General features: G+C 59.1%; 23 protein-coding genes. 18 read left to right on the top strand and 5 right to left on the bottom strand.

Annotated elements, in window-relative coordinates; genetic code table 11:
* The first annotated feature begins 949 nt into the window (after window positions 1-949).
* A complete protein-coding gene (locus tag ASB66_RS26735) occupies window positions 950-1,162 on the top strand; it encodes a hypothetical protein (RefSeq protein ID WP_060718142.1) in 213 nt (70 codons plus the stop codon).
* A 21-nt stretch (window positions 1,163-1,183) separates the two neighbouring features.
* Window positions 1,184-1,435, top strand: a complete 252-nt coding sequence (locus tag ASB66_RS26730; protein ID WP_234613062.1) for a hypothetical protein — start codon at window positions 1,184-1,186, stop codon at window positions 1,433-1,435.
* 43 nt (window positions 1,436-1,478) lie between these two features.
* Here ASB66_RS26730 and ASB66_RS15310 read toward each other — a convergent pair whose 3' ends face one another.
* The 3 genes from ASB66_RS15310 to ASB66_RS15295 all read right to left on the bottom strand — a co-directional run bounded on the left by ASB66_RS15310 (window position 1,479) and on the right by ASB66_RS15295 (window position 6,686).
* Entirely contained in the window at window positions 1,479-2,024 is a 546-nt protein-coding gene (locus ASB66_RS15310; protein WP_060718140.1) for an AAA family ATPase, read from the bottom strand.
* A 45-nt stretch (window positions 2,025-2,069) separates the two neighbouring features.
* Window positions 2,070-3,038 (bottom strand): response regulator transcription factor, encoded by a 969-nt coding sequence (locus ASB66_RS15305; RefSeq protein ID WP_060718139.1) that lies wholly within the window; start codon window positions 3,036-3,038, stop codon window positions 2,070-2,072.
* Between the two features lie 270 nt (window positions 3,039-3,308).
* A complete protein-coding gene (locus ASB66_RS15295; RefSeq protein WP_114386704.1) occupies window positions 3,309-6,686 on the bottom strand; it encodes a hybrid sensor histidine kinase/response regulator in 3,378 nt (1,125 codons plus the stop codon).
* Window positions 6,687-6,983: 297 nt separating this feature from the next.
* On the opposite strand from ASB66_RS15295, the gene olsC reads away from it, so the two are divergent.
* A complete protein-coding gene (gene olsC, locus ASB66_RS15290) occupies window positions 6,984-7,814 on the top strand; it encodes an ornithine lipid ester-linked acyl 2-hydroxylase OlsC (RefSeq protein ID WP_081089043.1) in 831 nt (276 codons plus the stop codon).
* A 75-nt stretch (window positions 7,815-7,889) separates the two neighbouring features.
* Here olsC and ASB66_RS15285 read toward each other — a convergent pair whose 3' ends face one another.
* Together ASB66_RS15285 and ASB66_RS15280 are read right to left on the bottom strand one after the other, a co-directional pair.
* The gene (locus ASB66_RS15285) at window positions 7,890-10,445 is read right to left on the bottom strand and encodes an HWE histidine kinase domain-containing protein (RefSeq protein ID WP_060718137.1); all 2,556 of its coding nucleotides are present in this window, start codon (window positions 10,443-10,445) and stop codon (window positions 7,890-7,892) included.
* Window positions 10,426-11,004: a biliverdin-producing heme oxygenase gene (locus ASB66_RS15280; protein ID WP_060718136.1), complete on the bottom strand. Its 579-nt coding sequence runs from the start codon at window positions 11,002-11,004 to the stop codon at window positions 10,426-10,428. The genes ASB66_RS15285 and ASB66_RS15280 overlap by 20 nt, the downstream gene beginning before the upstream one ends.
* Before the next feature lie 281 nt (window positions 11,005-11,285).
* On the opposite strand from ASB66_RS15280, the gene urtA reads away from it, so the two are divergent.
* From urtA to ASB66_RS15205, 15 genes are all read left to right on the top strand, one after another.
* On the top strand, window positions 11,286-12,575 hold the full coding sequence (urtA, locus tag ASB66_RS15275) for an urea ABC transporter substrate-binding protein (RefSeq protein WP_060718135.1): 1,290 nt from the start codon (window positions 11,286-11,288) through the stop codon (window positions 12,573-12,575).
* 86 nt (window positions 12,576-12,661) lie between these two features.
* Window positions 12,662-14,290, top strand: a complete 1,629-nt coding sequence (gene urtB / locus ASB66_RS15270) for an urea ABC transporter permease subunit UrtB (protein ID WP_114386702.1) — start codon at window positions 12,662-12,664, stop codon at window positions 14,288-14,290.
* The gene (gene urtC, locus ASB66_RS15265) at window positions 14,287-15,438 is read left to right on the top strand and encodes an urea ABC transporter permease subunit UrtC (RefSeq protein ID WP_060718134.1); all 1,152 of its coding nucleotides are present in this window, start codon (window positions 14,287-14,289) and stop codon (window positions 15,436-15,438) included. Before urtB ends, urtC begins: the two co-directional genes overlap by 4 nt.
* A 4-nt stretch (window positions 15,439-15,442) precedes the next feature.
* On the top strand, window positions 15,443-16,198 hold the full coding sequence (urtD, locus tag ASB66_RS15260; protein ID WP_060718133.1) for an urea ABC transporter ATP-binding protein UrtD: 756 nt from the start codon (window positions 15,443-15,445) through the stop codon (window positions 16,196-16,198).
* Between the two features lie 11 nt (window positions 16,199-16,209).
* Entirely contained in the window at window positions 16,210-16,905 is a 696-nt protein-coding gene (gene urtE / locus ASB66_RS15255) for an urea ABC transporter ATP-binding subunit UrtE (protein WP_015916914.1), read from the top strand.
* A gap of 201 nt (window positions 16,906-17,106) precedes the next feature.
* Entirely contained in the window at window positions 17,107-18,453 is a 1,347-nt protein-coding gene (locus tag ASB66_RS15250) for a CE1 family esterase (RefSeq protein ID WP_060718132.1), read from the top strand.
* Between the two features lie 107 nt (window positions 18,454-18,560).
* Window positions 18,561-19,559 carry a CE1 family esterase gene (locus tag ASB66_RS15245; protein WP_060718131.1) on the top strand — a complete coding sequence of 333 codons (999 nt, stop codon included), beginning with the start codon at window positions 18,561-18,563 and terminating at the stop codon, window positions 19,557-19,559.
* A gap of 4 nt (window positions 19,560-19,563) precedes the next feature.
* Window positions 19,564-20,400, top strand: a complete 837-nt coding sequence (locus ASB66_RS15240; protein ID WP_060718130.1) for an urease accessory protein UreD — start codon at window positions 19,564-19,566, stop codon at window positions 20,398-20,400.
* 23 nt (window positions 20,401-20,423) lie between these two features.
* The gene (locus tag ASB66_RS15235) at window positions 20,424-20,726 is read left to right on the top strand and encodes an urease subunit gamma (protein WP_015916910.1); all 303 of its coding nucleotides are present in this window, start codon (window positions 20,424-20,426) and stop codon (window positions 20,724-20,726) included.
* Between the two features lie 4 nt (window positions 20,727-20,730).
* A complete protein-coding gene (locus tag ASB66_RS15230; protein ID WP_060718129.1) occupies window positions 20,731-20,985 on the top strand; it encodes a DUF1272 domain-containing protein in 255 nt (84 codons plus the stop codon).
* A 94-nt stretch (window positions 20,986-21,079) separates the two neighbouring features.
* Window positions 21,080-21,385 (top strand): urease subunit beta, encoded by a 306-nt coding sequence (locus ASB66_RS15225; RefSeq protein ID WP_060718128.1) that lies wholly within the window; start codon window positions 21,080-21,082, stop codon window positions 21,383-21,385.
* The gene (locus ASB66_RS15220; protein ID WP_060718127.1) at window positions 21,382-21,792 is read left to right on the top strand and encodes a lysozyme inhibitor LprI family protein; all 411 of its coding nucleotides are present in this window, start codon (window positions 21,382-21,384) and stop codon (window positions 21,790-21,792) included. The genes ASB66_RS15225 and ASB66_RS15220 overlap by 4 nt, the downstream gene beginning before the upstream one ends.
* A gap of 15 nt (window positions 21,793-21,807) precedes the next feature.
* Entirely contained in the window at window positions 21,808-22,452 is a 645-nt protein-coding gene (locus ASB66_RS15215) for a hypothetical protein (RefSeq protein WP_060718126.1), read from the top strand.
* 2 nt (window positions 22,453-22,454) lie between these two features.
* Entirely contained in the window at window positions 22,455-24,167 is a 1,713-nt protein-coding gene (gene ureC, locus ASB66_RS15210) for an urease subunit alpha (RefSeq protein WP_060718125.1), read from the top strand.
* Between the two features lie 147 nt (window positions 24,168-24,314).
* A complete protein-coding gene (locus ASB66_RS15205) occupies window positions 24,315-24,860 on the top strand; it encodes a hypothetical protein (protein WP_234613065.1) in 546 nt (181 codons plus the stop codon).
* The last annotated feature ends 5 nt before the right edge of the window (window positions 24,861-24,865 follow it).

The following is a 24,865-nucleotide window of genomic DNA, read 5'->3' as shown; positions in this document are numbered from 1 at the left end:
ATTCCAAGCTGAGGTTTTATCTAATTGCCTTGATGACCGGATCTCGTTGATGGGGCAACGGTCGTGATGACGTTCGACAATGGTCGTCTTATAATCGAGCCGCAGACGCGGCCTCGGCACACGCTGGAGGAATTGCTGTCTCAATGCGATGAGTCGGTTGAAGTCTCTGCGGAAGATCGGGAATGGCCTCATAGGGGGGCTGTCGGTGAAGAGTTGATGTAAGGGAGCGTGGCGATATCTGGTTGGTGTCGCTTGATCCCGCATCCTGCCCCACATCCGACCTCTAACAACTGGGACATGCTCGGTGCAGATTATTTCGCGCGGTCCTTTCAATCGTTTGACCAAGACGCCTGTGGTTCTGGGGATGGTGGGCCTTGGTGCAAGAATACCCCCCTCTGGCTTGCCAGCCATCTCCCCCTCAAGGGGGGAGATCGGATAGACGAAACCGCTCCTTTCTCTAGCATTGCTTGTGTAATCGACTTGCCGACGAGAAAATCAGGAGTGAGGCATAAACTCCGAGTCGATCTCCCGACTTGAGGGGGAGATGTCCGGCAGGACAGAGGGGGTAGGCCGCCAAGCACAACGCCACCAATTCCCCCCACGCTCAAAATCACACCAATCCCCTCTTTTCCTCCCCACGCGTTATGCGCTAAGACATGGGTGAGATCGGTTGTAACGAGCCGGTCTTGGGGCGTCGTAACCCCGGTTAAAGCGGTCAGTGTCGATCGTTAAATGACACCCCTCAGCCATAGGTTTGTGGCTGAGGCGGTGAACCGTGTCTATACGGTTCGCTCTCTGCCATTCTCTATGGTCGGGGAGGTCTCGACGTATGTCCAGAGCTTCGGCTTAAAGGTCGAGACGGTCGTTCTTTTTCCGGCTTACGAACTCCCCGATCACCAGAGACAGTTCTCTGGTGATCGCTCGTTTTCCAGCGTGGGAGAAATGGGAAATGGCCGATTATAATGTCTGGGCTGATCTTTTCGATACATGGCAATCGACATCCGACTGGGTGAAAGCCCTTGTTATCGTCGTGCCGCCGGTTTTCGTGGCGACCGTGCTGGCGCTGTTGTTGCACTACAGGCAGAAGGTCCGGGAAGATGGTCCAATCCATTCCGGGGTCTACCATCTTTCGCCACCGCAGCAGTTCCAACTGAGGCCGTAGGATATGCCGGAACCGGACGACATGATTGACCATATGCTGCTCGACGCCGCCACCAATCTTCAACACCGGCTGGAGGAGGCCCGCCAGTCGCTCCATCAGCAAGAGAGTTCCGGGCAAGACCTTGGCAGAGCCAAGACCCGGCAACAGATCATCCAGATCATCCTTGAGGAATATAACCGTGGGTCCGATCCGGGCGTTGCCCTTCGGCGAGGGCGAGAGTTCCTCGCCAGCCAGCAAAACGCCCACAGCACCAATCCGGATGCGCAAGAATAAGCCCCGTCGGGCAAAAATATCGGGGTTTTCACCGAAAACCGTTTTACCTTGCGGTTGGGTGCTGAAGCATTGCCAAGATAAATTCCACGCGCTCCACAACACTCACCTTTGGCAACACAATCACCTCGTATCCAAGCGCCGGATAGGTCTCGCACAGGCGCTGATATTCTTCCTCTGCGGCGGTCAGATCATGCTGACGCTCCGCATCCTGCTGGTAAATCTCCGGCCACGGCGGGGTGAGAAAAACGCGGGCGTGATAGCGGTGGTGGTGCTTGAGCGCGTTTAATTGTGTCTCATCGCCGGTCGCAGCTTTCAGCGCGGTGGCGGCGTCAATCAGGCTGCGGTCGAAGAACACCCAGCCGGGGAGGGATGCCGCCCGTTCCCGGTCTTCCAGTGCCATGGCAATGCCGCGGTGGGCGAAGGCGGCCATGTTAATCCATGGCAGGGCTTTGCCATCTCCGGCCTGTTCCTCCGTCACAATGCGTCGACCGGGTTCTTCGATTGTCGCATAGCCTTTTGCCGCCAAGGCCGAGAGCAAAGTGGATTTGCCGCCGCCGGAGCAGCCGGAGAGGATGACGAAACGGTTCATGGAGAGGCTCTTGGTTTGGGATTTGGACCTTGGAGCAAGCGCCCTTTACTCCACCCGCAACACCGCCGCCGCCTTCACAGCCGCAGACGCGCGGTTTTCCACACCCAGCTTCACATAGATCTGTTCCAGATGCTTGTTCACCGTGCGGGCGGCGAGGCCGAGGATTTCGCCGATGTCGCGGTTGGGCTTGCCGCGGGCGATCCACAGCAGGACTTCGGATTCGCGTTGGGTGAGGCCGAAGGCCTGGCGCAGGCGTTCGTCTTCGCGGTGCGGGTTGGCAGCGCTAAGGCGGAACAGGTATTCGTCGGCGGCCATGGCGCCGAGATAGGCGATTTGCAGGGCAGGGTGGTTTTCAAGCGGCAAGGTCAGGGCAGCGTCGCGGGATGCACCTGCGGGTTGGCTATTCGGGGCGGTTGCGGGACCGGCGGTGGAAATCGTGGCTGTGCGGGCTTGCATCCAGTCGCCAATGGCTTTGATCACCGTGTCCAATCCGTCTTCAAGGCCGGTGGCGGTGGTGATCAGGCGGCTGGCTTGCGGCGTGGACCACAGCAGGCTGCCATCGGCGCGCAAGGCCAGCAGGTGGCGGCCTGCGGCGTCCAGCGCGACCCGTGCGCTTTGCGCGGAACGGGCATTGGCAAGATGGACGCGGATGCGGGCGCGCAGCTCATCGATATTGATCGGCTTGGTCAGGTAATCGACGCCGCCGACCTCCAGCGCATGCACCACATGTTCGGTTTCGCTAAGGCCGGTCATGAAGATGACAGGCACCTGCGCCACAGCCGGATTGGCCTTGATCTGCCGACAGGTCTCGAACCCGTCCATGCCGGGCATAACCGCATCCAGCAAGATCAGGTCGGGGCTGATCCGCTCGACAATGCCCAGCGCCCCTTGGCCTGACGTGGCGATCAGCACGGAAAAGCCGGATTGTTCCAGGGCGTCAGTCAAGAAGCCCAGTGCTTCCGGGCTGTCATCGACGAGGAGGATGATGTCGCGGGGGGAGGTTGGTTCAGCCATGGTCTGTGATGTCCAAGGGGCGGAGAAAAAGAAAGCGAGCGGGAGGGCGGCGGCACTCCTCTTCTCCCCGTCGGGGAGAAGATCCCGGCAGGGAGATGAGGGGGGCGAAGCCAGACCACGGAGTGAGGCGTTGCGTAAAACAAGCCTTTACACCAAGTCGCCCCCCTCTGGCCTGCCGGCCATCTCCCCCTCGGGTGGGGAGATTGGATGGGGGATGTCTCGGCGCAAGACCGGCAATGGATTGGCGGTTGGGCGATGGCCTCTGCACGCTCATGCCGCGCCCTCCTGATAGCGATCAAGACAGGCAATCAGCCCGGCCATATCGAAAGCCTGGACGAAGGGGCGCAATTCATCGGTGAAGGGCAGCATATCCGGTGTCTTGGCCAGTTCCTGCAATTTGTTTTCCAAGCCCCTGATATAGCCGATTTCGGCCAGCTTGCGCAGGTCCTCGCGGTGGGCAAGGCCGGGATCGCGCGGCGTGCCAGCAGGCAAGGCGGGGGCGGGCGGGGGCATGTCTTCGGCATAGAGCCAGCGTAGTTTCAGGTGGCGAGCCAGCTTGTCGCGCAGCATTTTCACGTCGACGGGCTTGGGGATGGCGTCGTTATGGCCGCCGGAGCCGGGCTCGCGCACCGCGCCATCGCCGATATTGGCTGACAGCATCAGGATCGGCGCGCTCTGGCCTGCATCACGCAGCCGCTCGACCAATTGCCAGCCATTCATGCCGGGCATGGAAATATCGACCAGGAACAGATCGGGTTTGACACCTTCGATCAGCGCCAGACAATCCGGCCCGCCAGTGGCGGTCAGCACGATGAAATCCAGAGGCGCCAGCGCCTCTCGCATCAGTTCGCGGTGATCCTCGTTGTCGTCGACAACGACGATTGTGCGGCGCGGGCCATCGTAGGAAAGGATCTTGCGTTCCGCCTTTGGCGCGGTGCTGGGCCGGTCAACGGAAGACAGCATCAGCCGCACCCGGAAGGTCGTGCCATGGTCTTTTTCGCTCTCCACGGCGATTTCGCCGCCCAGCGTATTGGTCAGCAGCTTGGTGATGGTCAGGCCCAGCCCCAGTCCTGGCATGGGCCGGATATTGTCGGCCTCGCCGCGCTGGAAGGGTTCATAGATCCGGTTCAGATCCTTTTCGGCAATGCCGCGCCCGGTATCGGTCACGGTGAAGCTGGCGACTTGGCTGCGATAGGCGACGTCGAAACTGACCGTACCCGCATCGGTGAATTTGATGGCGTTGGACAGAAGATTGACGAGGATCTGGCGCAGCCGTTTCTCGTCAGCGCGCACATATTGCGGCAGGTTCTTGGCGCGGGTGTGGTTGAAGGTCAGGCTCTTGGCCTCGGCCTGCGGGCGCAGCATGTCGATGATCTGATCGAGAAAATCATGGATGTTCAGCTCGGCGGAAAACACCTGTAAGCGTCCAGCCTCGATCTTGGAAATATCCAGCAGCCCATCGATCAGCCCGGAGAGATGGTCGGCAGACCGGCGGATCACCTTGATTGCCGATTGGCGTGGCGCGGGAATGGTCTCATCCTGCTCCAGCAATTGCGCATAGCCCATCACGGCGTTGAGCGGCGTGCGCAATTCATGGCTGAGGCCAACCACATAGCGGCTCTTGGCACGGTTGGCAGCTTCTGCCGTTTCCTTGGCCGTCTGAAGCGCGGCATCGGTTTTGCGGTGGGCGGCGATTTCCTTCAGGAGCAGGCTGTTCTGGCGGTAGGATTCTTCTTCCGCCACCAATCGGCTGTCATGGGCCAGCACATAGAACCAGGTGGCGATACCAGCAATCACCGAAAATACGAAGAACACGATCAGGATCGTCGCATTCACCACCACTTCGGTTTCTGGCGAGGCGGCGGAAACCTGATGGGCAATCAGCGCCAAGATCGCCCCCACCAGCGAAATCGCCCCGACACTGGTCATCGCATAGCGGCCAAGCCGGGTCGTCAGCTTTTCAATCACCGTGCTGGGCAGAACAGTGCGGGCAACGGTGCCGACCTGGGTGTTGAGCCGGGCCTTGGGCTTGCACATGTCATGGCAGCGGCTGTCCAGCGAGCAGCACAGCGAACAGATCGGCGCGGCATAGGCGGGACACCAGGCCATGTCTTCAGGCTCGAATGGATGTTCGCAGATCGAACAGGTGATATGGCTGAGGTTTTTCCAGGCATGGCGCGGCTTGCGGGCCAGATAGAATTTGCCCTTGGTACTCCAGGCGATCAGCGGCGAAATCAGGAAGGCGACCAGCGTCACGAAGGTGGAGAGCGAGGCGAGTAACGGCCCGAACAGGCCAAAATGCGCCGCCAGCGCCAGACCCGCCGAAATCAACAGCGTGCCGCAACCGACCGGGTTGATATCATAGAGATGGGCGCGTTTGAACTCGATGCCCGGTGGTGCAAGGCACAAGCGCTTATTGATGAACAGATCGGCGGAAATGGTGCAGAGCCAGGCCATGGCAATGATCGAGAAGATCCCGAGGGTGGCTTCCAACAGCCGGTAGATGCCAAGCTCCATCAACAGCAGCGCTATGCCGACATTGAACACCAGCCAGACCACCCGGCCCGGATGGCTGTGGGTGAGGCGGGAGAAGAAATTCGACCAGGCCAGCGAGCCTGCATAGGCATTCATCACGTTGATCTTCAACTGTGACACCACCACGAAGGCGACCATCAGCAGCATGGCCAGCGTTTCATTGGGCAGGATATAGCCGAAGGCGGCCAGATACATGTGGGCGGGATCAGCGGCCTCGCTCAGACTGACACCGGTCGATAGCGTCAGCACCGCCAGGAAGGACCCGGCCAGCAACTTCGGCACGCCCAGTACCACCCAGCCGGCACCGGCCAGAAACACCATGAAACGGTGGTGCAGCTTGCGCCCGCCTTCCGGCGGCAGGAAGCGCAGGAAATCCACCTGCTCACCAATCTGTGGCATCAACGCCAGGATGACGGCGGAGGCGGCGCCAAAATCGGCGAGGCGAAACGGCGCGATACTTTGCGTTCCGGCATTAGACTGGTGGATGCCTGCAAAGGCCCGCCAAAGGTCGAATTTCTCCCAGTCCTGAAAGGCGATGAACACGAAGGGCGCGATATTCAGCACGATCCAGATCGGCTGGGTCAGAAGCTGGAATTTCGAAATCAGCTGAATGCCGTAGGTGACCAGCGGAATGACCACAACAGCCGAAATAATGTAGCCGATCGACGGTGGAATGCCGAAGGCCAGCGCCAAGGCCCCGGTCATGATCGAGGCCTCGATGGCAAACAGCATGAAGGTGAAGCTGGCATAGATCAGCGAGGTCAGCGTCGAGCCGATATAGCCGAAACCAGCCCCTCTTGTCAGAAGATCGATATCGACGCCTTCGCGGATCGCATAACGGCTGATTGGCAAGCCGACCAGCAGCATCAGCACAGCGGCGACCAGAATGGCGAAAAACGCATTGGTGGTGCCGTAGGACAGCGTGATGGTGCCGCCGATCGCTTCCAAGGCCAGAAAGGAAATCGCGCCGATAGCAGTCTGGGAAATCCGGCTGGAGGAAAACCGGCGCGCACTTTTGGCAGTAAAGCGCAGTGCATAATCTTCCAGCGTCTGGTCGGCCACCCAGCGATTATATTGGCGTCGGACGGGAATGATGCGTTGGCGTGCGGCCATGCCGGTATTCTGGCGCTTTCTGATTGGAAACAGGATGGATGGATACTGTCACGGCAAGCCGGGGGTTTTGCAAGAGTGGTTGGCGATGTTCGCGCCGCTTCCTGCTGTTTTTCCATTGCGTAAGAAACGCAAATTGTGACAGTGATTTCACAAGATGCGGGGTGACAGGGCTTTGGCGGCTGGACGAAATCCGGTTTGCCTCTATTTTTCCATTTTTCGGGCGTTTGGGTTTTTCAACCCCTGCGCTGGTGTGATCGGCACCGCTGTACGGAATTGTTGCATCAGAAAGTGATACCGATGGATATGCCAGCCTCTCAGACTTCGACCGGTGCGGACAAGGAACAAGCCTTCGGCACATCAGGCATTCAGCCTATGGACCGGCCAAGCCGCATTACCCGGTTTTTCATGGGCATCGTCGCCTGGGCGGAAAAGCTGAATTACAAATATGCCAAGCTTGGTAATCCACCGGTCTATGACAATGCCACTTTTCCCTGGGTGGCGGAGGTGGAAAAGGCCTATCCGGCCATTCGCGCCGAGCTGGACCAGATCCTGCTTCGTCAGAGCGAGCTGCCGAGCTTTCAGGATATTTCCACCGATGTGAAGACGATTTCGACGGACAATCGCTGGAAGACCTTCTTCCTGCTTGGCTTCGGGGTGAAGTCCGAGGCCAATATCAAGGCCTGCCCGGAAACCTGGAAGGCCATGCAGGCCATTCCCGGCCTGACCACGGTGATGTTCTCGATTTTCGAACCCGGCAAGCATCTGCCCGCCCATCGCGGTCCCTATAACGGAGTGCTGCGCCTGCATCTGGGCATGATCGTACCGGAGCCGCGCGACCAGATCGCCATTCGCGTCAAGGACCAGATCTGCCACTGGGAAGAGGGCAAGGTTCTGATCTTCGACGACGCCTACGAGCATGAAGCCTGGAACCACACCGACAAGACCCGCGTCGTGCTGTTCGTCGATTTCGCCAAACCGCTGAAATTCCCGGCCCGTCTGGTCAATTGGGCGCTGATGAACATGGCGATCTTCACGCCCTTCATCCGCGAAGGACTCGACAACCACAATGAGTGGGAAAAGAAATTCTACGCCGAGGCGGAAAAGCTGCGCAACAGCACAGCTAACTGACACGTATCGTTTCGACGCGTACGAAAGCCTGTCAGGCTCTGGTTGAACCAGACAGGCCGTCATTTCTCTCTATTTTTAGCCAGTGGTGGCGTCCGGCTGGCGCAACAGGCTCATCACCGCATCTGCCAGTGCTTCGCCATCGTAGGGCTTGTTGATGATCGTGACGTCGCCGAAGGCTTCTGGAATGATCGAGCGCTCCGCATAGCCGGTGGCAAACAGAAAGGGAATGCCGCGCTGGTGCAGTTCTTGAGCCACCGGCACGGAGGTATGATTGCCAAGGTTGATGTCGAGCACGGCCACGGCAGGCGCTGTCACTTTGATTTGCGCCAGGGCTTCCGGCACGGAGCCTGCTGTCATGACGGTGGTAAAGCCAGCATCGCCCAACATCATTTCGGCGTCCATCGCAATCAGCATCTGGTCTTCAACCAGCAGGATCGGCAGGGTTTTGTCGATAATGGCCATGGATCTGGTCTCTGTCTCGGGGGGCGGGGCGTGTGTGGTTTCCGGCTCATGTCCGGAACCGGACAGGAAACGGGCAGGAAGCAAAAGATACGCATTCAGGCCGTGTGGGCTATAATTTACGGTACTCTTACCACCGAGATCATAGGGAATGCTACGGTCTATCAAGGCGGAGCCAAAGCCCCGGCGTGTCGGCGCAGTCACCGTTGGTCCGCCGCTTTCCGTCCACAGAATTTCACAATCTCCCTCTCCCGTCCAGCGCCAAGTCAAGTCAAGCGTACCACCGATGCGCGAAAGCGCTCCGTATTTGGCTGCATTGGTGGCAAGCTCATGGACAACCAGGGCCGTGACGGCATAAGCGCGACTATCGAGCACGACCATCGGGCCACCAAGTGAGATTGTGGTGCCCTCAGTGCGGTAAGGACCAAGCTCGGCCTGTAGCAACTCGCTCAGATGGCCGCTGCCGCTGCCGCGGATCACCTGGTCATGGGCATGGGACAGGGCGTGAACGCGGCCCTTCAGCGAGGTGACATAATCCCTCAACTGGTGCTCCGGCCGGGTCGGAACACCGATTAGCGACTTGATCACCGCCAGGATATTCTTGACCCGGTGGTTCAATTCCTCATTCAACACGCGCTGACGGATGTCGGCCTTGTTGCGCTCTTCCTGCATCAACTCGTTATGCCGGAGCACCACTTTGACGGTGACGGCGCGAATGGCTTCCGCAATTTCCCTGTCGTTTTCGCTCCAATGGTCCGATTGCTTTGTGACGGCTTCCTTCCAGATGGCGAAGCTCTTGCGTGGTGTCAGCCGGTCGCCCAGCGGCCCGATTTCATAGGATTTATCGGGATTGCCGGCCCAATTGAGGGTTTGCAGCCGTTCCTTGCGGAAAAACAACAGGTAGTCGCGGGGAATTTCCGAGAGTGGCACGACCATGGCGCCGGACACCGTCTCATAATAGCTTTCGGCTCTGGGCAGAAATTGGGACAAGGCGTGACTGGCCCAGGTCTGTCCATCGGCAATGCCGTTGACGAAGCGTATCAGCGGTTCGATTTCGGTAGGTGGCGGACAGGTGCCAAGCGCCGTCCAGGTCCCGTTCATCCAAAGGCCAGCACCATCGCAAGGCACGAGGCTGCTGAATTCCGGCAGGCATTCGCCAAACAGTGCCTCGAGATTTTCGTGGTGGGAGGCAAGGTGCAGAAAGCGGTCCAGCGATTGGCGTGTGCCAGTAGCGAGATCAAGCTTGTGCTTCTGCCTCAAGGCAAGCAGTGTCAGGGAGAAAAATTCGCCAAACAATTCAGCGGCGACCCGTTGCGCCATCGACAGGGTCTTTTCGCGGTAATGATGGCAGGCGATCAGGCCCCAAAGCTCGCCATTCAACAGGATTGAGATCGACATCGACGCGCCGACCCCCATATTGCGCAGATATTCCAGGTGGATGGGCGAAACGCTGCGCAAATGCGCAAAGGACAGGTCTAGCGGCTCACCGGAGGCATCCAGCTCCGGCTCGATCGCCACCTTGTGGCCGCTTGCACCCGAAATCACCCGGATGGAATTTTGCACATAGAGCTTGCGGGCCTGCTGGGGAATGTCGGACGCCGGGAAATATTGGCCAAGGAAGCTTTCCAGCTCCATCGACTTGGCCTCGCTTACCACCTTGCCGGAGCCGTCATTGTCGAAGCGGTAGATCATCACCCGGTCATAGCCGAGCACCGCCCGCACCAGCCTTGCGGAGGTGCGGATCAGCTTGTCTATGTCGTCGACATCCTTGATGCGTCCGATCATTTCCCGCGCCAGCTGCAAGGGGTCGCGCCCGTCCTGGGCCGGTTCGAACTCGATGATCACAGTGGCGCGCTGCCGATGCACGCTGACATCGAAAAGCTGGTCTTTTGCAAGACGTAAATTGGGAATGAGGGCCGGCCGCGAGGCCGAAGGCGCCGTCGCCAACGCATTGCGCAGGTCGTGGGTGGCGGCATCGCCCAGAAGCGTGTGAACCTCCAGGCCGTTCAGCGGCCCCTCAAGCCCCAACATGTCACCGACATTGGTGGAATGGCGCAGAACCTTGGCCATTTCCGCATCGCAGGCCAGCAGACAGCCATGCGGCTGGATACTGCCGGGAATATGGATAGGTTCGCGGTCGCAATTGGTAAGATCAACGGTCTGCGGAGGCATTCATAGGGCTTTCGAAGGCAGCGTAGGCATAAGCAAAGGTTGCATTGGCAAAGGCCACGAGCTTCCCTTCATCGAGATCCCGCAGTTCCTCCATAAGATCTAAAAACGCTGGCCAGCTCGAAAAGTTCCCGGCCTGGGCAAAAAGATGCGCCCCGCCATGGGTGGGGCCGTACCCGAGCAAGGCGGCCCGCTTTGCCAGAAGCTTTGCGCCAAGCGCCGAGCCTTCCAGCACATAGAACAGGCCGAGCCAGTCTTCAGCCGCTTCCGGCTGGGGAACCGTTGACTGCCAGCGCTCGTCCTCCAGCTCAAGCGTCTGCAGGTCGGCACGCAGTCCGTGGCCGATCATGACCGGCTTCCAGGTACCCTGCCAACTAATAAAGGGTGCCTGCGGGTCCTGTTGGGCAATCATCTCTTCCAACGGCAGCCGGAAACGGGCCATGCCGAGCAAATAGGCGCGGTAGGCGGCAGGAGAGGAAAAATCGCCGATCACTGCATCGAGTTCGGCGTGAGCGTCGGCGGTCGCTTCCTTCAGAAGCCGCCGCCGGGGTGAAAAAGGCATGGATGACTTTCGAAACAGATTGCCGCCGCTCTATTCTACATCAGCTATATGAGCGGTTTATGAGAATGCTCTCCATGAGAGCCTTATCAGGTAATAAGGTTCGAATTCAGCGGAAATCAAGCACAATAAACCTATGACCGCAGTTTAAGACAATAAATCCCCTATTTTTGTGGGGAGCAACGTTGCCTTGCCCGGCACCTACGTCAATTGACGTATACGATTTTGCAGCGCAGCAGCCGATAGTCCCCTCACTCCAGAATTCAAAAAGAGGGGAACCTGAAATGAACTTCAAGTCCAAACTGGCGAGCGCACTTGTCGGCGCCATGCTGTCCACCACCGCCTTCCACGGTGCGTTTGCCGCTGAAGACACGATCAAGGTCGGCATTCTGCACTCACTCTCCGGCACGATGGCGATTTCGGAAACGACGCTGAAGGACGCCATGCTGATGCTCATCGACGAGCAGAACAAGAAGGGTGGCGTTCTCGGCAAGAAGCTGGAGCCTGTCGTGGTCGATCCGGCCTCCAACTGGCCGCTGTTTGCCGAAAAGGCCCGCGAGCTGATTTCCAAGGACAAGGTTTCGGCGGTATTCGGCTGCTGGACCTCGGTGTCGCGCAAATCGGTTCTGCCGGTCTTCAAGGAACTGGATTCGGTGCTGTTCTACCCCGTGCAGTTCGAGGGTGAAGAAAGCGAGCGCAATGTGTTTTACACCGGTGCTGCTCCCAACCAGCAGGCCATTCCCGCTGTCGATTACCTGATGGAGAACGAAGGCGTGCAGCGCTGGGTGCTTGAGGGCACCGACTATGTCTATCCGCGCACCACCAACAAGATCCTCGAAGCCTATCTTCTGTCCAAGGGCGTGAAGAAGGAAGACATCATGGTCAACTACACGCCCTTCGGCTTCTCCGATTGGCAGACCGAAGTTGCCGCCATCAAGAAATTCGGCTCGGCCGGCAAGAAGGCCGCCGTTATCTCCACCGTCAATGGCGATGCCAACGTGCCGTTCTACAAGGAACTCGGCAACCAGGGCGTCAAGGCTGAAGACATTCCAGTCATGGCCTTCTCTGTTGGCGAAGAAGAGCTGGCCGGTATCGACACCAAGCCGCTGGTTGGCCATCTCGCCGCCTGGAACTACTTCGAATCCGTCGATACGCCCATCAATGCCGAATTCATCAAGACCTGGCATGCCTTTACCAAGAACGACAAGCGTGTGACCAACGACCCGATGGAAGCCGCCTATATCGGCTTCAACATGTGGGTGAAGGCCGTCGAAAAGGCAGGCTCTGCTGAACCCGACAAGGTCATCGACGCGCTGGTCGGTGTTTCCGTGCCGAACCTCACCGGCGGCTACGCCACGATGATGCCAAGCCACTACATCACCAAGCCGGTACTGATTGGCGAAGTCCAGGAAAATGGCCAGTTCGACATCGTCTCCCAGACGCCGGAAGTGGTCGGCGACGAATGGTCGGACTTCCTCCCAGACAGCAAGGACCTGATCGCCGATTGGCGCCTGCCGATGAACTGCGGCAATTTCAACGTCAAGTCCGGCAAATGCGGTGGCAAGGGCTCTTAATCTTCCCAGCCTGAAACTTGCTGCGGGTGCATAAAGCATCCGCAGCTTTTTCTCCCTTGTCGGGAGCAATCGCAAGAGGGGCCGGTATGATACGATCCTGTTTGAACCATCTGTCGCATGTGCTGGCTGCCGGGCTGATGCTGATGGCGGCCTTGACCCTTTCGGCGCGCGCCGAGGAAGACCCCGCCACCCTGATCAAAGCGCTGGGCACGGCTAATTTCTCCGATGCCGAAAAGATCGTCGGCGATCTCGGACGCACCGGTGATCTCAAAGTGGTTCCGGCCCTGGAAGCCCTGAGCGGTGGCGATCTCTATCTGCGCAAGGCCGATGGCAATGTGTTCATCGCCAAGTCCGCCGGCAGCCAATTGACTCTAGTCGATCCCTTGAGCGGTGCCGAGGTCGGCAAGGAAGCCAAGGGCGGATTGGTGAAGATCAAGATCAACAACGGCTTGCGCCGCGCTATCCGCGCTGCACAAGGCGGGCTGACCTTGCTCAGCCCTGATCGCACGGTGCGGCTTGCCGCTGCCGATGCGCTGTTGAAGGCGCCCTCCGAAGACAATCTCGAATTGCTCGATACCGCCCTTGCCAAGGAGCAGGATGGCGCTGTGAAAACCCTGCTGGCTGAGGCCCGCGCCGTCTCGGTCATCACCTCCAATCATACGCTGGAGGAAAAACGTGCCGCCATTGCGCTTATTCGCGCGGTGGGCGGCCAGGATGCGATTTCCATTCTCGGCAATGCCGCTGCGACCGTCGATCCGGCGCTGAAGGGCGATATCGATGCGGCCATCGCCAAGATCCAGAGCGATGTGGCGCTGTGGAATACCGCGCAGAACATCACCTATGGTATCTCGCTCGGCTCGGTGTTGCTGCTGGCGGCCATTGGCCTGGCCATCACCTTCGGCGTCATGGGCATTATCAACATGGCGCATGGCGAAATGGTCATGCTCGGCGCCTATTCCACCTTCATCGTCCAGCAGGCGATAAGGGCGAACGCGCCGGAGCTGTTTGACTGGTCGCTGGCCATTGCCCTGCCGGTCGCCTTCGCCGTCACCGGCATCTTCGGTCTGGTGATCGAGCGCTGCGTTATCCGCTTTCTCTATGGCCGACCGCTGGAAACACTGCTGGCCACCTGGGGCATTTCATTGATGTTGCAGCAATTGGTGCGCACGCTGTTTGGCCCGACCAATCAGGAGGTCGCCAATCCGTCGTGGATGTCCGGGTCGTTCGGGCTTGGCGGCTTGACCATCACCTGGAACCGGCTGTGGATATTGGTGTTTTCGCTCTCGGTGTTCTTCGCGCTGCTGATGCTGTTGAAGCGCTCCGCCTTTGGCTTGCAGATGCGTGCCGTGACGCAAAACCGGCGGATGGCCTCTTCGATGGGCATTCGCACGCCTTGGGTCGATGCCTTCACATTTGCCTTGGGCTCAGGCATTGCCGGAATGGCGGGCGTGGCGCTGTCCCAGATCGACAATGTCTCGCCCAATCTCGGCCAGACCTATATTATCGACAGTTTCATGGTCGTGGTGTTCGGCGGCGTCGGCAATCTCTGGGGTACGCTGGTCGGGGCCTTCTCGCTTGGCATTCTCAATAAATTCCTTGAACCCTATGCCGGTGCGGTATTGGGCAAGATCCTGGTTCTGGTTCTCATCATCCTGTTCATCCAGAAGCGGCCGCGCGGTCTCTTCGCACTCAAGGGAAGGGCGGTGGAAGCATGATCACGGCATTTCTTCTGCGCTCGCTGGACGCCAAGATCCTCGTCGCCATCGCCATTCTCATCGCGCTCGCCATTCTGGTGCCGATCCTCAGCCTTGCCACGTCGCCTGACAGCGCGCTGCACATGCCGACCTATCTGGTGGCGCTGTTCGGCAAATACCTGACCTATGCCATGCTGGCCTTGGCGCTCGATCTGGTCTGGGGATTTTGCGGTATTCTTTCGCTCGGCCACGGGGCGTTCTTCGCGCTCGGCGGCTATGCGATGGGCATGTATCTGATGCGCCAGATCGGCCCACGCGGCACCTATGGCGATCCCATCCTGCCCGACTTCATGGTGTTTTTGAACTGGAAGGAACTCCCCTGGTTCTGGCACGGCTTCGACATGTTCTGGTTTGCAGCCCTGATGGTGCTCGTGGCACCCGGCTTACTCGCCTTCGTATTTGGCTGGTTTGCGTTTCGCTCGCGGGTCAACGGCGTCTATCTGTCGATCATAACCCAGGCGATGACCTATGCGCTGCTGCTGGCGTTTTTCCGCAACGACATGGGCTTTGGCGGTAATAACGGCCTCACCGATTTCAAGGACATCCTCGGTTGCAACATCCAGGCGGATGGCACCCGTGCGGCGTTGTTTTCGCTCTCAGCGCTGTTCTTGGCGGGCTCGCTGCTGCTGGTCTCGGCCATCGTTCGCTCCAAATACGGTAAGGTGTTGGTTGGCATCCGCGATGCCGAAAGCCGCACCCGCTTTCTCGGCTACCGGGTGGAAAACATGAAGCTGTTTGCCTTTGTCGTCTCGGCAATGATGGCGGGCGTGGCAGGTGCGCTCTATGTGCCGCAGGTCGGCATCATCAATCCAGGCGAGTTTTCACCAGCCAATTCCATCGAGGTGGTGATCTGGACCGCCGTCGGCGGGCGCGCCACGCTGATCGGTCCGATCATTGGGGCGGTGCTGGTCAATGGCGGTAAGACGATCTTCACCGGCCTGTTCCCGAATGCCTGGTTGTTCGCGCTGGGTGGCTTGTTTGTGGCCGTCACGCTGTTCCTGCCCAAGGGCATTGTCGGCACAGTCACGCAAAGCCTTCTCCGTCGCAGGCAGGACAAGGCGGTGACGGAGGCCGAGGCATTGAACCGCAAACCTCAGGCGGCGGAGTAACACCATGGCTGATAAAACCACCAATTCGCTTCTCTATCTCAACGGGGTCAGCGTCTCCTTCGACGGATTCCGGGCCTTGAACTCCCTGTCCTTCGTGGTCGAGCCGGGAGAGCTGCGCGCCATTATCGGCCCAAACGGTGCCGGCAAGACGACGATGATGGATATCATCACCGGCAAGACACGGCCTGACAGCGGCGAGGTGTTTTTCGACGGCGGCAAGGTGGACCTCACCAAGCGCGACGAGGCCGAAATCGCCCAGCTCGGCATTGGCCGCAAGTTCCAGAAACCGACGGTGTTTGAAAGCCATACGGTCTGGGACAATCTGGAACTGGCGCTGAACAAGCCGCGCGGCGTGTTTTCCACGCTGTTCTACCGGCTGACGCCCAAGGACCGCGAACGGATCGACACCATTCTCGAAACCGTCCGGCTCACCGCCCGCAAAAACGACCTCGCCGCCAACCTGTCCCACGGCCAGAAGCAATGGCTGGAAATCGGCATGTTGCTGGCGCAGGAGCCCAAACTGCTGTTGGTCGATGAGCCGGTGGCGGGCATGACCGATGCCGAGACCGCCGAGACCGCCATCCTGCTGCGGGAAATTTCCAAGACCCGATCGGTCGTGGTGGTCGAGCACGACATGGGCTTCATCCGCGATCTCGGCGTCAAGGTGACATGCCTGGCCGAAGGCTCGGTGCTGGCCGAAGGGTCGATCGATTTCGTCTCCAACGATCCGCGGGTGATCGAGAATTATCTGGGGCGGTGAAGGACAAAAAGATGCTGACAGTTGAAAATCTCAATCTTCACTATGGTGCTGCGCAGGCTTTGCGTGGGGTCAACATCACCGCGCCGATGGGCAAGATCACCTGCGTGCTGGGTCGAAACGGGGTGGGTAAAAGCTCGCTTTTGCGTGCCGTGACCGGTCAGCATCCGGTATCAGGCGGGACGATTGCGTTTGAAGGCACTGTGTTGAATGGCATGGCGCCGTTCAACCGGGCGCGGCACGGTGTCGGCTATGTGCCGCAGGGGCGTGAGATCTTTCCGCTGCTGTCGGTCAAGGAAAATCTGGAGACCGGTTTTGCGCCGCTGAAGCGAAAGGACCGGACGATCCCGGACGATATTTTCGCGCTGTTTCCGATTTTGCAGACCATGCTGTCGCGGCGCGGCGGCGACCTGTCCGGCGGCCAGCAGCAGCAATTGGCGATTGGCCGGGCCATGGTGACGCGCCCGAAAATCCTGGTGCTGGACGAGCCGACCGAGGGCATCCAGCCATCGATCATCAAGGATATTGGTCGCGCGATCCGCTACTTGCGGGATTCAACCGGCATGGCGATCCTGCTGGTCGAGCAATATCTCGACTTCTGCCGGGAGCTTGCCGACCATGTCTACATCATGGATCGCGGCGAAATCGTCCATGAAGGCGGTGCAGAAACGCTGGATACGGTCGAGGCTCGCCGCCACCTTACGGTATAATGTCGCATTCAGGCATGGGATGCCGTGTCCGGGTTTGAAGCTTAGTCTTCTGTTTTTACTGTGAAATTTCCGTGAATATTCATAGTATATTCACGCTTTGTGTTTGACGCATGTCAGCCTTGATCATTTGCGATCAGGTTTCAGTTGAAGCCTGCGGAACATGTGGTATTTTCCGCCAAGTGCTAATAACAAGGCGACCTCATGACATTCGATGAACTGACTGGCCTGCGGCGGCCGGGTTTTTTCGCGCGCACATCTGCTCAGACTTTGTTGTGCCTGTTCACACTCGGCGTTTCCATGATGGTGCCGGGTGGTCTTGCTTACGCGGCTGGCGGCTGCGGCGTGACCGTCCGGGCCGGTTTGCAGGACCTGACATTCACGTCCGGTGGCATTGAGCGTACGGCGGTGGCCTACATTCCCCAAGGCTATACCGGCAAGGCCAAAGTGCCTGTGGTGTTCGATCTGCACGGGTCCAACAGCTTTCCCCGCGATCAGTTGGGTCGTAGCCAATGGTCCGACGTGGCGCGGGAAAACGGCTTCATCGTCATTGCTCCGCAGGGCGGGCTGAATGGCAAGGCGGAAGGCACCCATGCCTGGAACGTGCCGGGCGTGGTCCCCGTGCCTGGTGTGACCGTACCGAATGCCACAGTTTCGAATGGGACCGTAACAAACGCGAGCCTTGCAAGCTCGGCCGCGCCCAGTACGGTCGCTTCGCCCAATACGGCTGTTTTGCCAAGTGCATCTGTTTCTAATGTAACCGAAGCCAAAGGGCCGGATGATGCCGCTTATCTCAGCGACACCGTGGCGCTGGTCAAGGCCAAGTTCTGCGTCGATCCCGACCGTATCTATGCATCCGGTTATTCGGGTGGCGGGCGGATGCTGTCGCAATATATCTGCAACGGCAATACGGATTTTTCTGCTGCCGGTTTCGTCATGAGCCTGCGGGCTGGCACACCGCGCCAGGGCGTTGGTCCTGATCAGGGCAAATGGCTGCCCGATCCGCAAAGCTGCCGTCCGGGCCGTCCGGTGTCGATCATCGCGTTCTGGGGGCTGAAGGACAATACCAATCCCTATGCAGGCGGCGGTAGGCCCTATTGGCAATATGGCGGCGAAGCGGCACTTAATCGCTGGGCCGAGCTGGATGGCTGCCAGGGCGAACGCAAGATCGTCAAAGGGACGAAAATTTCCTCGGCGGAATTCGAGCGCTGCAAGGGCGGTGCCCGCATCCTGTCCTATACGATTGCCGACCAGACCCATGATTGGCCCGCTCAGACCGTTGGCTTCTCACTGGCTGCCGCAAACTCCAAGGCAAAGGTAGCTGATGGCAAGAGCCAGGAAGATATGTATGCGGCCAAGCGGATGTGGGCTTTCTTCGACAGCGGCGATGGCCGTCTGATCGCCGACAATATCGCCAAAAACGCCTGTGCAGATGGCGCAAAACCGGCTGCTGGCGCAACGGCCTCTGCAAACCCTGCCTGCTCGGTGACGATGAAGGCCAAGGTCAAGCCGCAGGCGGTGGAAAGCCCGATGTCGGCGGACGCGCTTTAGCACATCTATCCAAACAGATGCTCGTCTCCACGTCCTGCACGTGGCAGATTTTTTCGTTTTGCATCCTATCGGTCTTTTGCTACCGTGGCCCCGCTGCGGAGGACTATATGCAAAATATTGAAACTAAATGCGAAAAGCCTGTTCTGCGAAGAATTCGCGCGCTGTCCGTTGTGGCGATTGCGTCATTCGTTTCTCTTCTGTCGCTCTCGACCGGTTCCGCATCGGCTGCCGGTTGCGGTCAGCCCAGGGATGTCGGTCGTTATGATATGACACTCACCTCTGGCGGACATGAGCGGGTGTTTTCCTATTTCATTCCCTCCAGCTATAGCGGTCAGGACAAGGTGCCTGTCGTGTTCGATTTTCACGGGTCCGACAGCAATGCCAATGAGCAACTGGACCGGAGCGAATGGGAGCGGGTGGCTGAGCGCGAAGGCTTTATCGCGGTCGCCCCGCAAGGGTCGATGCCCACCAAGCGGGCGGGCTATTTCGCCTGGAATGTGCCGGGTGTCGCCAAAGGCGAGGCCGATGAAGGGGCCTATATCCGCGATGTGATCAAGGCAGTCGACGATAATTTCTGCGTCGATCCGGCGTCTTTCTATGCCACCGGCTATTCCGGCGGTGGGCGGATGGTGTCGCAATATCTGTGCGATGGAAACACTGATTTTGCCGCTGCCGGTCTGGTGGTCGGCCTGCGGGCCGGAACACCGAAGCGTGAGGGTGATGGTTTCGTGCCGGATGCCGCGACCTGCAAACCGGCAAAACCGATGTCGCTGATCGCCTTTGCCGGGCTGGACGACAAGATCAACCCGATTGCCGGGCCGGGTCTGCCCTATTGGGGTTACGGCGCCGATGCCGCGCTGCATCGCTGGGCGGAGCTGGATGGGTGCAAATCTCCCACCGTCAAAACGGAAGGCCGGGTCGAGACCACCGATTATGCCCAATGCACGGACGGCGTGCGCATCGCCTCCTACCGTTTGGCGGGGGCGGGGCATACATGGCCGGGCAGCACCGCATCGCTGAAGATCCAGAAGGTGATCGGCAAGGTTTCCTTCGACCTGAATGCCACTGATATGATGTGGGATTTCTTCTCGAAATCAAAGCGTTGAAGGCATGACCATACAGCCTGCCATACTGATAAAGCCGCAACGCGCTAAAGGGAGCGGTCGGCTGGACACCAAGCTGTTTCAAGGGCGCAGCCGGCTGGACACCTTCTTCCAAGAGGGCTGCGCCAAGATCCGTATCCCCGAAAGTTTCGATGGCCGGATGGAGGCGGTGCTGATCAATTCCTCCGGCGGGCTGACCGGCGGCGACCAACTTGATTGGCAATTTACCGCCGGTGATGGCACGCATCTGACCCTGACCACACAGGCCTGCGAGAAAATCTACAAGGCTGCCGCCGATACGGCGTCGATCAGCAGTCGCATCACGGTCGGCGAGGGGGCAGCGGTCCATTGGCTGCCGCAGGAATCGATTCTGTTCGATCAGGCCTCCCTGACCCGCAGGCTGGAGGTCGACCTGCATGAAACGGCGGAATTTCTCAGTGTCGAGGCCATTCTGCTGGGCCGCAAGGCGATGGGCGAGGCGATGCGCCAGGGCCTGGTGCGCGACCGCTGGCGCATCCGCCGCTCAGGCCGTGTCATTCATGCCGAAGATCTGGCACTATCTGGCGATATTGCCGATCTCACCGCCGAAAAGGCAGTGCTGGGCGGCAGGGTCGCTTTTGCCACATTGCTGTATGCGGGACGAAACGCGGAGGCGTATATGGCGGCGCTGCAACGGTTGACGGACCGCCCGTCGGGGCTTGGTGACGTCGGCATAAGCCGGTGGAATGACAAGCTGGTTGCCCGTTTTATCAGCAGCGATGGATTTTCCCTTAGAAAATTATTGGTTCCGGTGATTTCGGCCTTGCGCGACGGCGCATCTGTGCCGAAAGTCTGGACCTTGTAACCGGCATCATTTTCGGAGCACCCATGAATCTCAGCCCAAGAGAAAAAGACAAGCTTCTGATTTCCATGGCGGCCATGGTCGCCCGGCGCAGGCTGGAGCGCGGCGTCAAGCTGAACTATCCCGAGGCGATTGCGCTGATTTCCGATTTCGTCGTCGAAGGCGCCCGCGATGGCCGTGCCGTGTCCGAACTGATGGAGGCGGGCGCCCATGTGATCACCCGCGATCAGGTGATGGACGGCATTGCCGAAATGATCCATGACGTGCAGGTCGAAGCGACCTTTCCCGATGGCACCAAGCTGGTGACCGTCCACGAACCGATCCGCTGACGCCATGCTGGAGCTTCGCCCCAACTGTGAATGCTGCGACCGCGACCTGCCGCCTGAAAGCCGCGAGGCGATGATGTGCAGCTTTGAATGCACCTATTGCGCGGACTGTGCTGAGGGCGTGCTGGCCGGCATCTGCCCCAATTGCGGCGGCGAATTGGTGCGCAGGCCGATCCGCCCGGCGAGCAAGCTCGTCAACAACCCGCCATCCACCACGCGAGTTTTGAAGGCGGAAGGCTGCAAGCCCGGCCGAGCGGCTTGATCGGTGATCCATCCGGTCGTTGCGGATGTATTATTTCATGCATGGACAATGTGGTCTTCCGGCCTGCCGGGAACCGATGACGGGAGAGACAGTGATGAAACCGGGTGAAATCATTGCCGCAAGCGGCGAGATCGAGCTGAATGCCGGTCAGCCGACCGTGACGCTTGAAGTGTCCAATACCGGCGACCGTCCGGTGCAGGTGGGCAGTCATTATCATTTCTTCGAGACCAATGCCGGGCTGTCCTTCGACCGGGACAAGGTGCGCGGCATGCGGCTGGACATTCCAGCGGGGACTGCGGTGCGCTTTGAGCCGGGCCAGACCCGGGAAGTGACGCTGATCCCGCTGGCCGGTAAGCGCGAGGTCTATGGCTTTCGCCAGAAGGTGATGGGCAAGCTGTGACCTGTTTTGCAAGGCTGACGGTGCTGGCCGGCTTGGCGCTGCTTTCCCTGAGCGGTAGCGTTCTGGCGCAGGCGCGTGATTGCCGGGACCCTCAGACTCAGAGCGATATGACGGCCTGCGCGGTGCAGGATTTTGACGCGGCGGACAAGGCCATGAATGCCCAGTGGAAAATCACCCGCAAGGTCTTCGTTGAGCAGGATGCAACGCTGGACGATGATCTCAAGGGGGCTGAAAAGGCCTTGCTGAAAGCTCAGCGTGCCTGGATCGATTACCGCGACGGTCAATGTGAGGCCCAGGGGTTTTATGTTCGCGGTGGCACGATGGAGCCCATGGAGGTTGCCGCCTGCAAGGCGGAGATGACGAAGACGCGGACCAAGGAATTGAAATCCTTGGCCGAGTCCCAATAACTGGATCGGACAGGCATGAATCGCAAGATCATGATCATTGGCAATGGTGAGGTTCCCCAGGAGGTTGCGGACGCCATTGATGCTGCCGATATGGTCATTCGCTTTAATGGTGCGCGCAATTTCGGCCTGGCCGGACACCGAACCGACGTGATGGCGGTGTGCAATACCGGCCGTCCCGCCAAGGCCATGCTGGCCGATTGCGCCTGGCGCAACAGCCCGCCGGTTGATACCAGCGGTGCGATCTGGTCGGTGCGTGATCCCGCCAAGTTCGAGGCGATGAAGCCGGAGATTCTGGTGAATTTTCCCGAACTTGACGATCTGTTTGAGGATCAAACCGACAATTTTGCCGAATTTGCCCGCAGCAACGGCAAGGATCACGTCGTTCTGCCCGCCTTGGCACATGAGGCCGCAGTGGCGGCGTTGGACCCCTACGAACCCGGTCTCTATGTCACGCCGAGCAGCGGCCTGGTGGTGATGAGCCATGTTCTTCGCGATCCGGCTTTTGCCGGAGATCGGATTTTCGTTGCGGGCTTTTCGCACACGGGTTGGGACGGCCATCCTTTCGCTGCGGAACGGCAAGTGATCGACGCACATATCGAGGCCGGGCGGCTGACGCGCCTTGGGCCTTCACCCCAATCTGTCCTGTCCCAAGGAGCCTGACCATGCCTTTTAAAATGTCCCGCGCCGCCTATGCCAGCATGTTCGGCCCCACGACAGGGGATAAAGTGCGGTTGGCCGATACCGAACTGTTCATCGAGGTGGAGAAGGATTTCACCCATTACGGCGACGAAGTGAAGTTCGGCGGTGGCAAGGTGATCCGCGACGGCATGGGGCAAAGCCAGGCGACGCGCGTGGACGGCGCGGTCGATACCGTCATCACCAATGCGCTGATCATCGATCACTGGGGCATCGTCAAGGCCGATATTGGCTTGAAGGACGGCAGGATTGTTGCAATCGGCAAGGCGGGCAATCCCGATACCCAGCCGGGCGTCAATATCATTGTCGGCCCCGGCACGGAAGCGATTGCCGGTGAGGGCAAGATCGTCACGGCGGGCGGCATGGACAGCCATATCCACTTCATCTGCCCGCAGCAGATCGAGGAAGCGTTGATGAGTGGGCTGACCTGCATGTTGGGCGGCGGCACCGGACCAGCGCATGGCACGCTGGCCACCACCTGCACGCCCGGCCCCTGGCATATTGCCCGGATGATCGAGGCGGCGGATGCTTTCCCGATGAACCTGGCTTTTGCGGGCAAGGGCAATGCCTCGTTGCCCGGCGCGCTGGAAGAAATGGTGCTGGGCGGTGCCTGTGCCCTGAAACTGCATGAGGACTGGGGTACGACGCCCGCTGCCGTCGATTGCTGCCTGTCGGTGGCCGACGACTACGACGTGCAGGTGATGATCCATACCGATACGCTGAACGAAAGTGGTTTCGTCGAGGATTCCATCGGCGCCATCAAGGGCCGTACCATCCATGCCTTCCATACCGAAGGGGCGGGCGGTGGCCATGCGCCTGATATCATCAAGATCTGCGGCCAGCCAAACGTAATCCCGTCTTCCACCAATCCGACGCGGCCCTATACGATCAATACGCTGGCCGAGCATTTGGACATGCTGATGGTCTGCCACCATCTCAGCCCGTCGATCCCGGAAGACATCGCCTTTGCCGAAAGCCGGATCCGCAAGGAAACCATCGCGGCGGAAGACATTCTGCACGATATCGGCGCGTTTTCGATCATTTCGTCGGACAGCCAGGCCATGGGCCGGGTCGGCGAAGTGGCGATCCGCACCTGGCAGACGGCAGACAAGATGAAGCGCCAGCGCGGGCGGTTGCCATCGGAAACCGGCGAGAACGACAATATGCGCGTCAAGCGCTACATCGCCAAATACACCATCAACCCGGCCATTGCCCATGGTCTCTCCCATGAAATCGGCTCGATTGAAGTCGGCAAGCGCGCCGATCTGGTGATCTGGAACCCGGCCTTTTTCGGCGTCAAACCGGATATGGTCCTGCTCGGCGGCTCGATTGCCGCAGCCCCGATGGGTGATCCCAATGCCTCGATCCCGACGCCGCAGCCTGTGCATTACCGGCATATGTTCGGTGCCTATGGCAAGGCCCGCACCAATTCCTCCGTCACCTTCGTGTCTCAGGCCTCGCTGGATGTGGGGCTTGCGGCGCGGCTCGGCGTTTCCAAGCAATTGCTGGCGGTAAAAAACACCCGCGGTGGCATTTCCAAGGCATCGATGATCCACAACAGCCTGACACCGCAGATCGAAGTCGATCCGGAAACCTATGAAGTGCGCGCTGATGGCGAATTGCTGACCTGCGAACCGGCCACTGTTCTGCCGATGGCTCAGCGGTATTTCTTGTTTTGAGGGGTGCTATACGAAGAGTCATTAAAAATGACTCATCGTATTCCTTTTGCAAATATCTTAAGCCGTGCAAGCATTTGAGATATGTGCAATCTCTCCAAGGCGAGGATGCATGAGCATGTCAGAGCCTTGGTATTATTGCGGCCTGTGATGATGTCTGAACGTGACAATCAAGCCTTCTTGCAGGAAAGTCTGCAAGTTCTTGTCGGTCTGCCTTTAAGCATTGCCCGCAATGCGGCAGATACGAAAGTTTTCCATTTTGGCTCCATTCGCCCCCATTATTCAACAGGGGGAAGAACAGGGACGATGGGATCACATGCGCTCCACATTCAATGTTCCTGGCGGATTGTCACTGAGAATGGGATTTTGACGGGGTCCTCAGATCGTTTCATGGAGCCTGAGGAGGGTGCTCCTGTAAACGTCGAGGATCCTCAATTCGGTACGTTACAATTCGTGCGGATTGCGGCCTTGCTGCAAGGTTACGACGCCGCCACAAAGTCCTTTGTAAACGCCACGGATCATCTCATCGTCCAGTCCGTAACATGCGACAGATATTGTGGAGCAGATTTTCAATTGTCAGGTGGTTACCGCCTGCAAATTTTCCCGGATGGTTCGCAGGCAGAGGACTGGCGTTTTATGGAGAATGAAGGACGGCACTTCGTTATCGAAGGCGGAAAAGTGAATGTGGTGGGCTGAAAGCC

The organism is Gillisella vitis, assembly GCF_001541345.2.
Taxonomy (GTDB): domain Bacteria; phylum Pseudomonadota; class Alphaproteobacteria; order Rhizobiales; family Rhizobiaceae; genus Allorhizobium; species Allorhizobium vitis.
The sequence above is the reverse complement of the archived record's forward strand: the minus strand, read 5'-3'. Positions and strand labels throughout refer to the sequence as shown.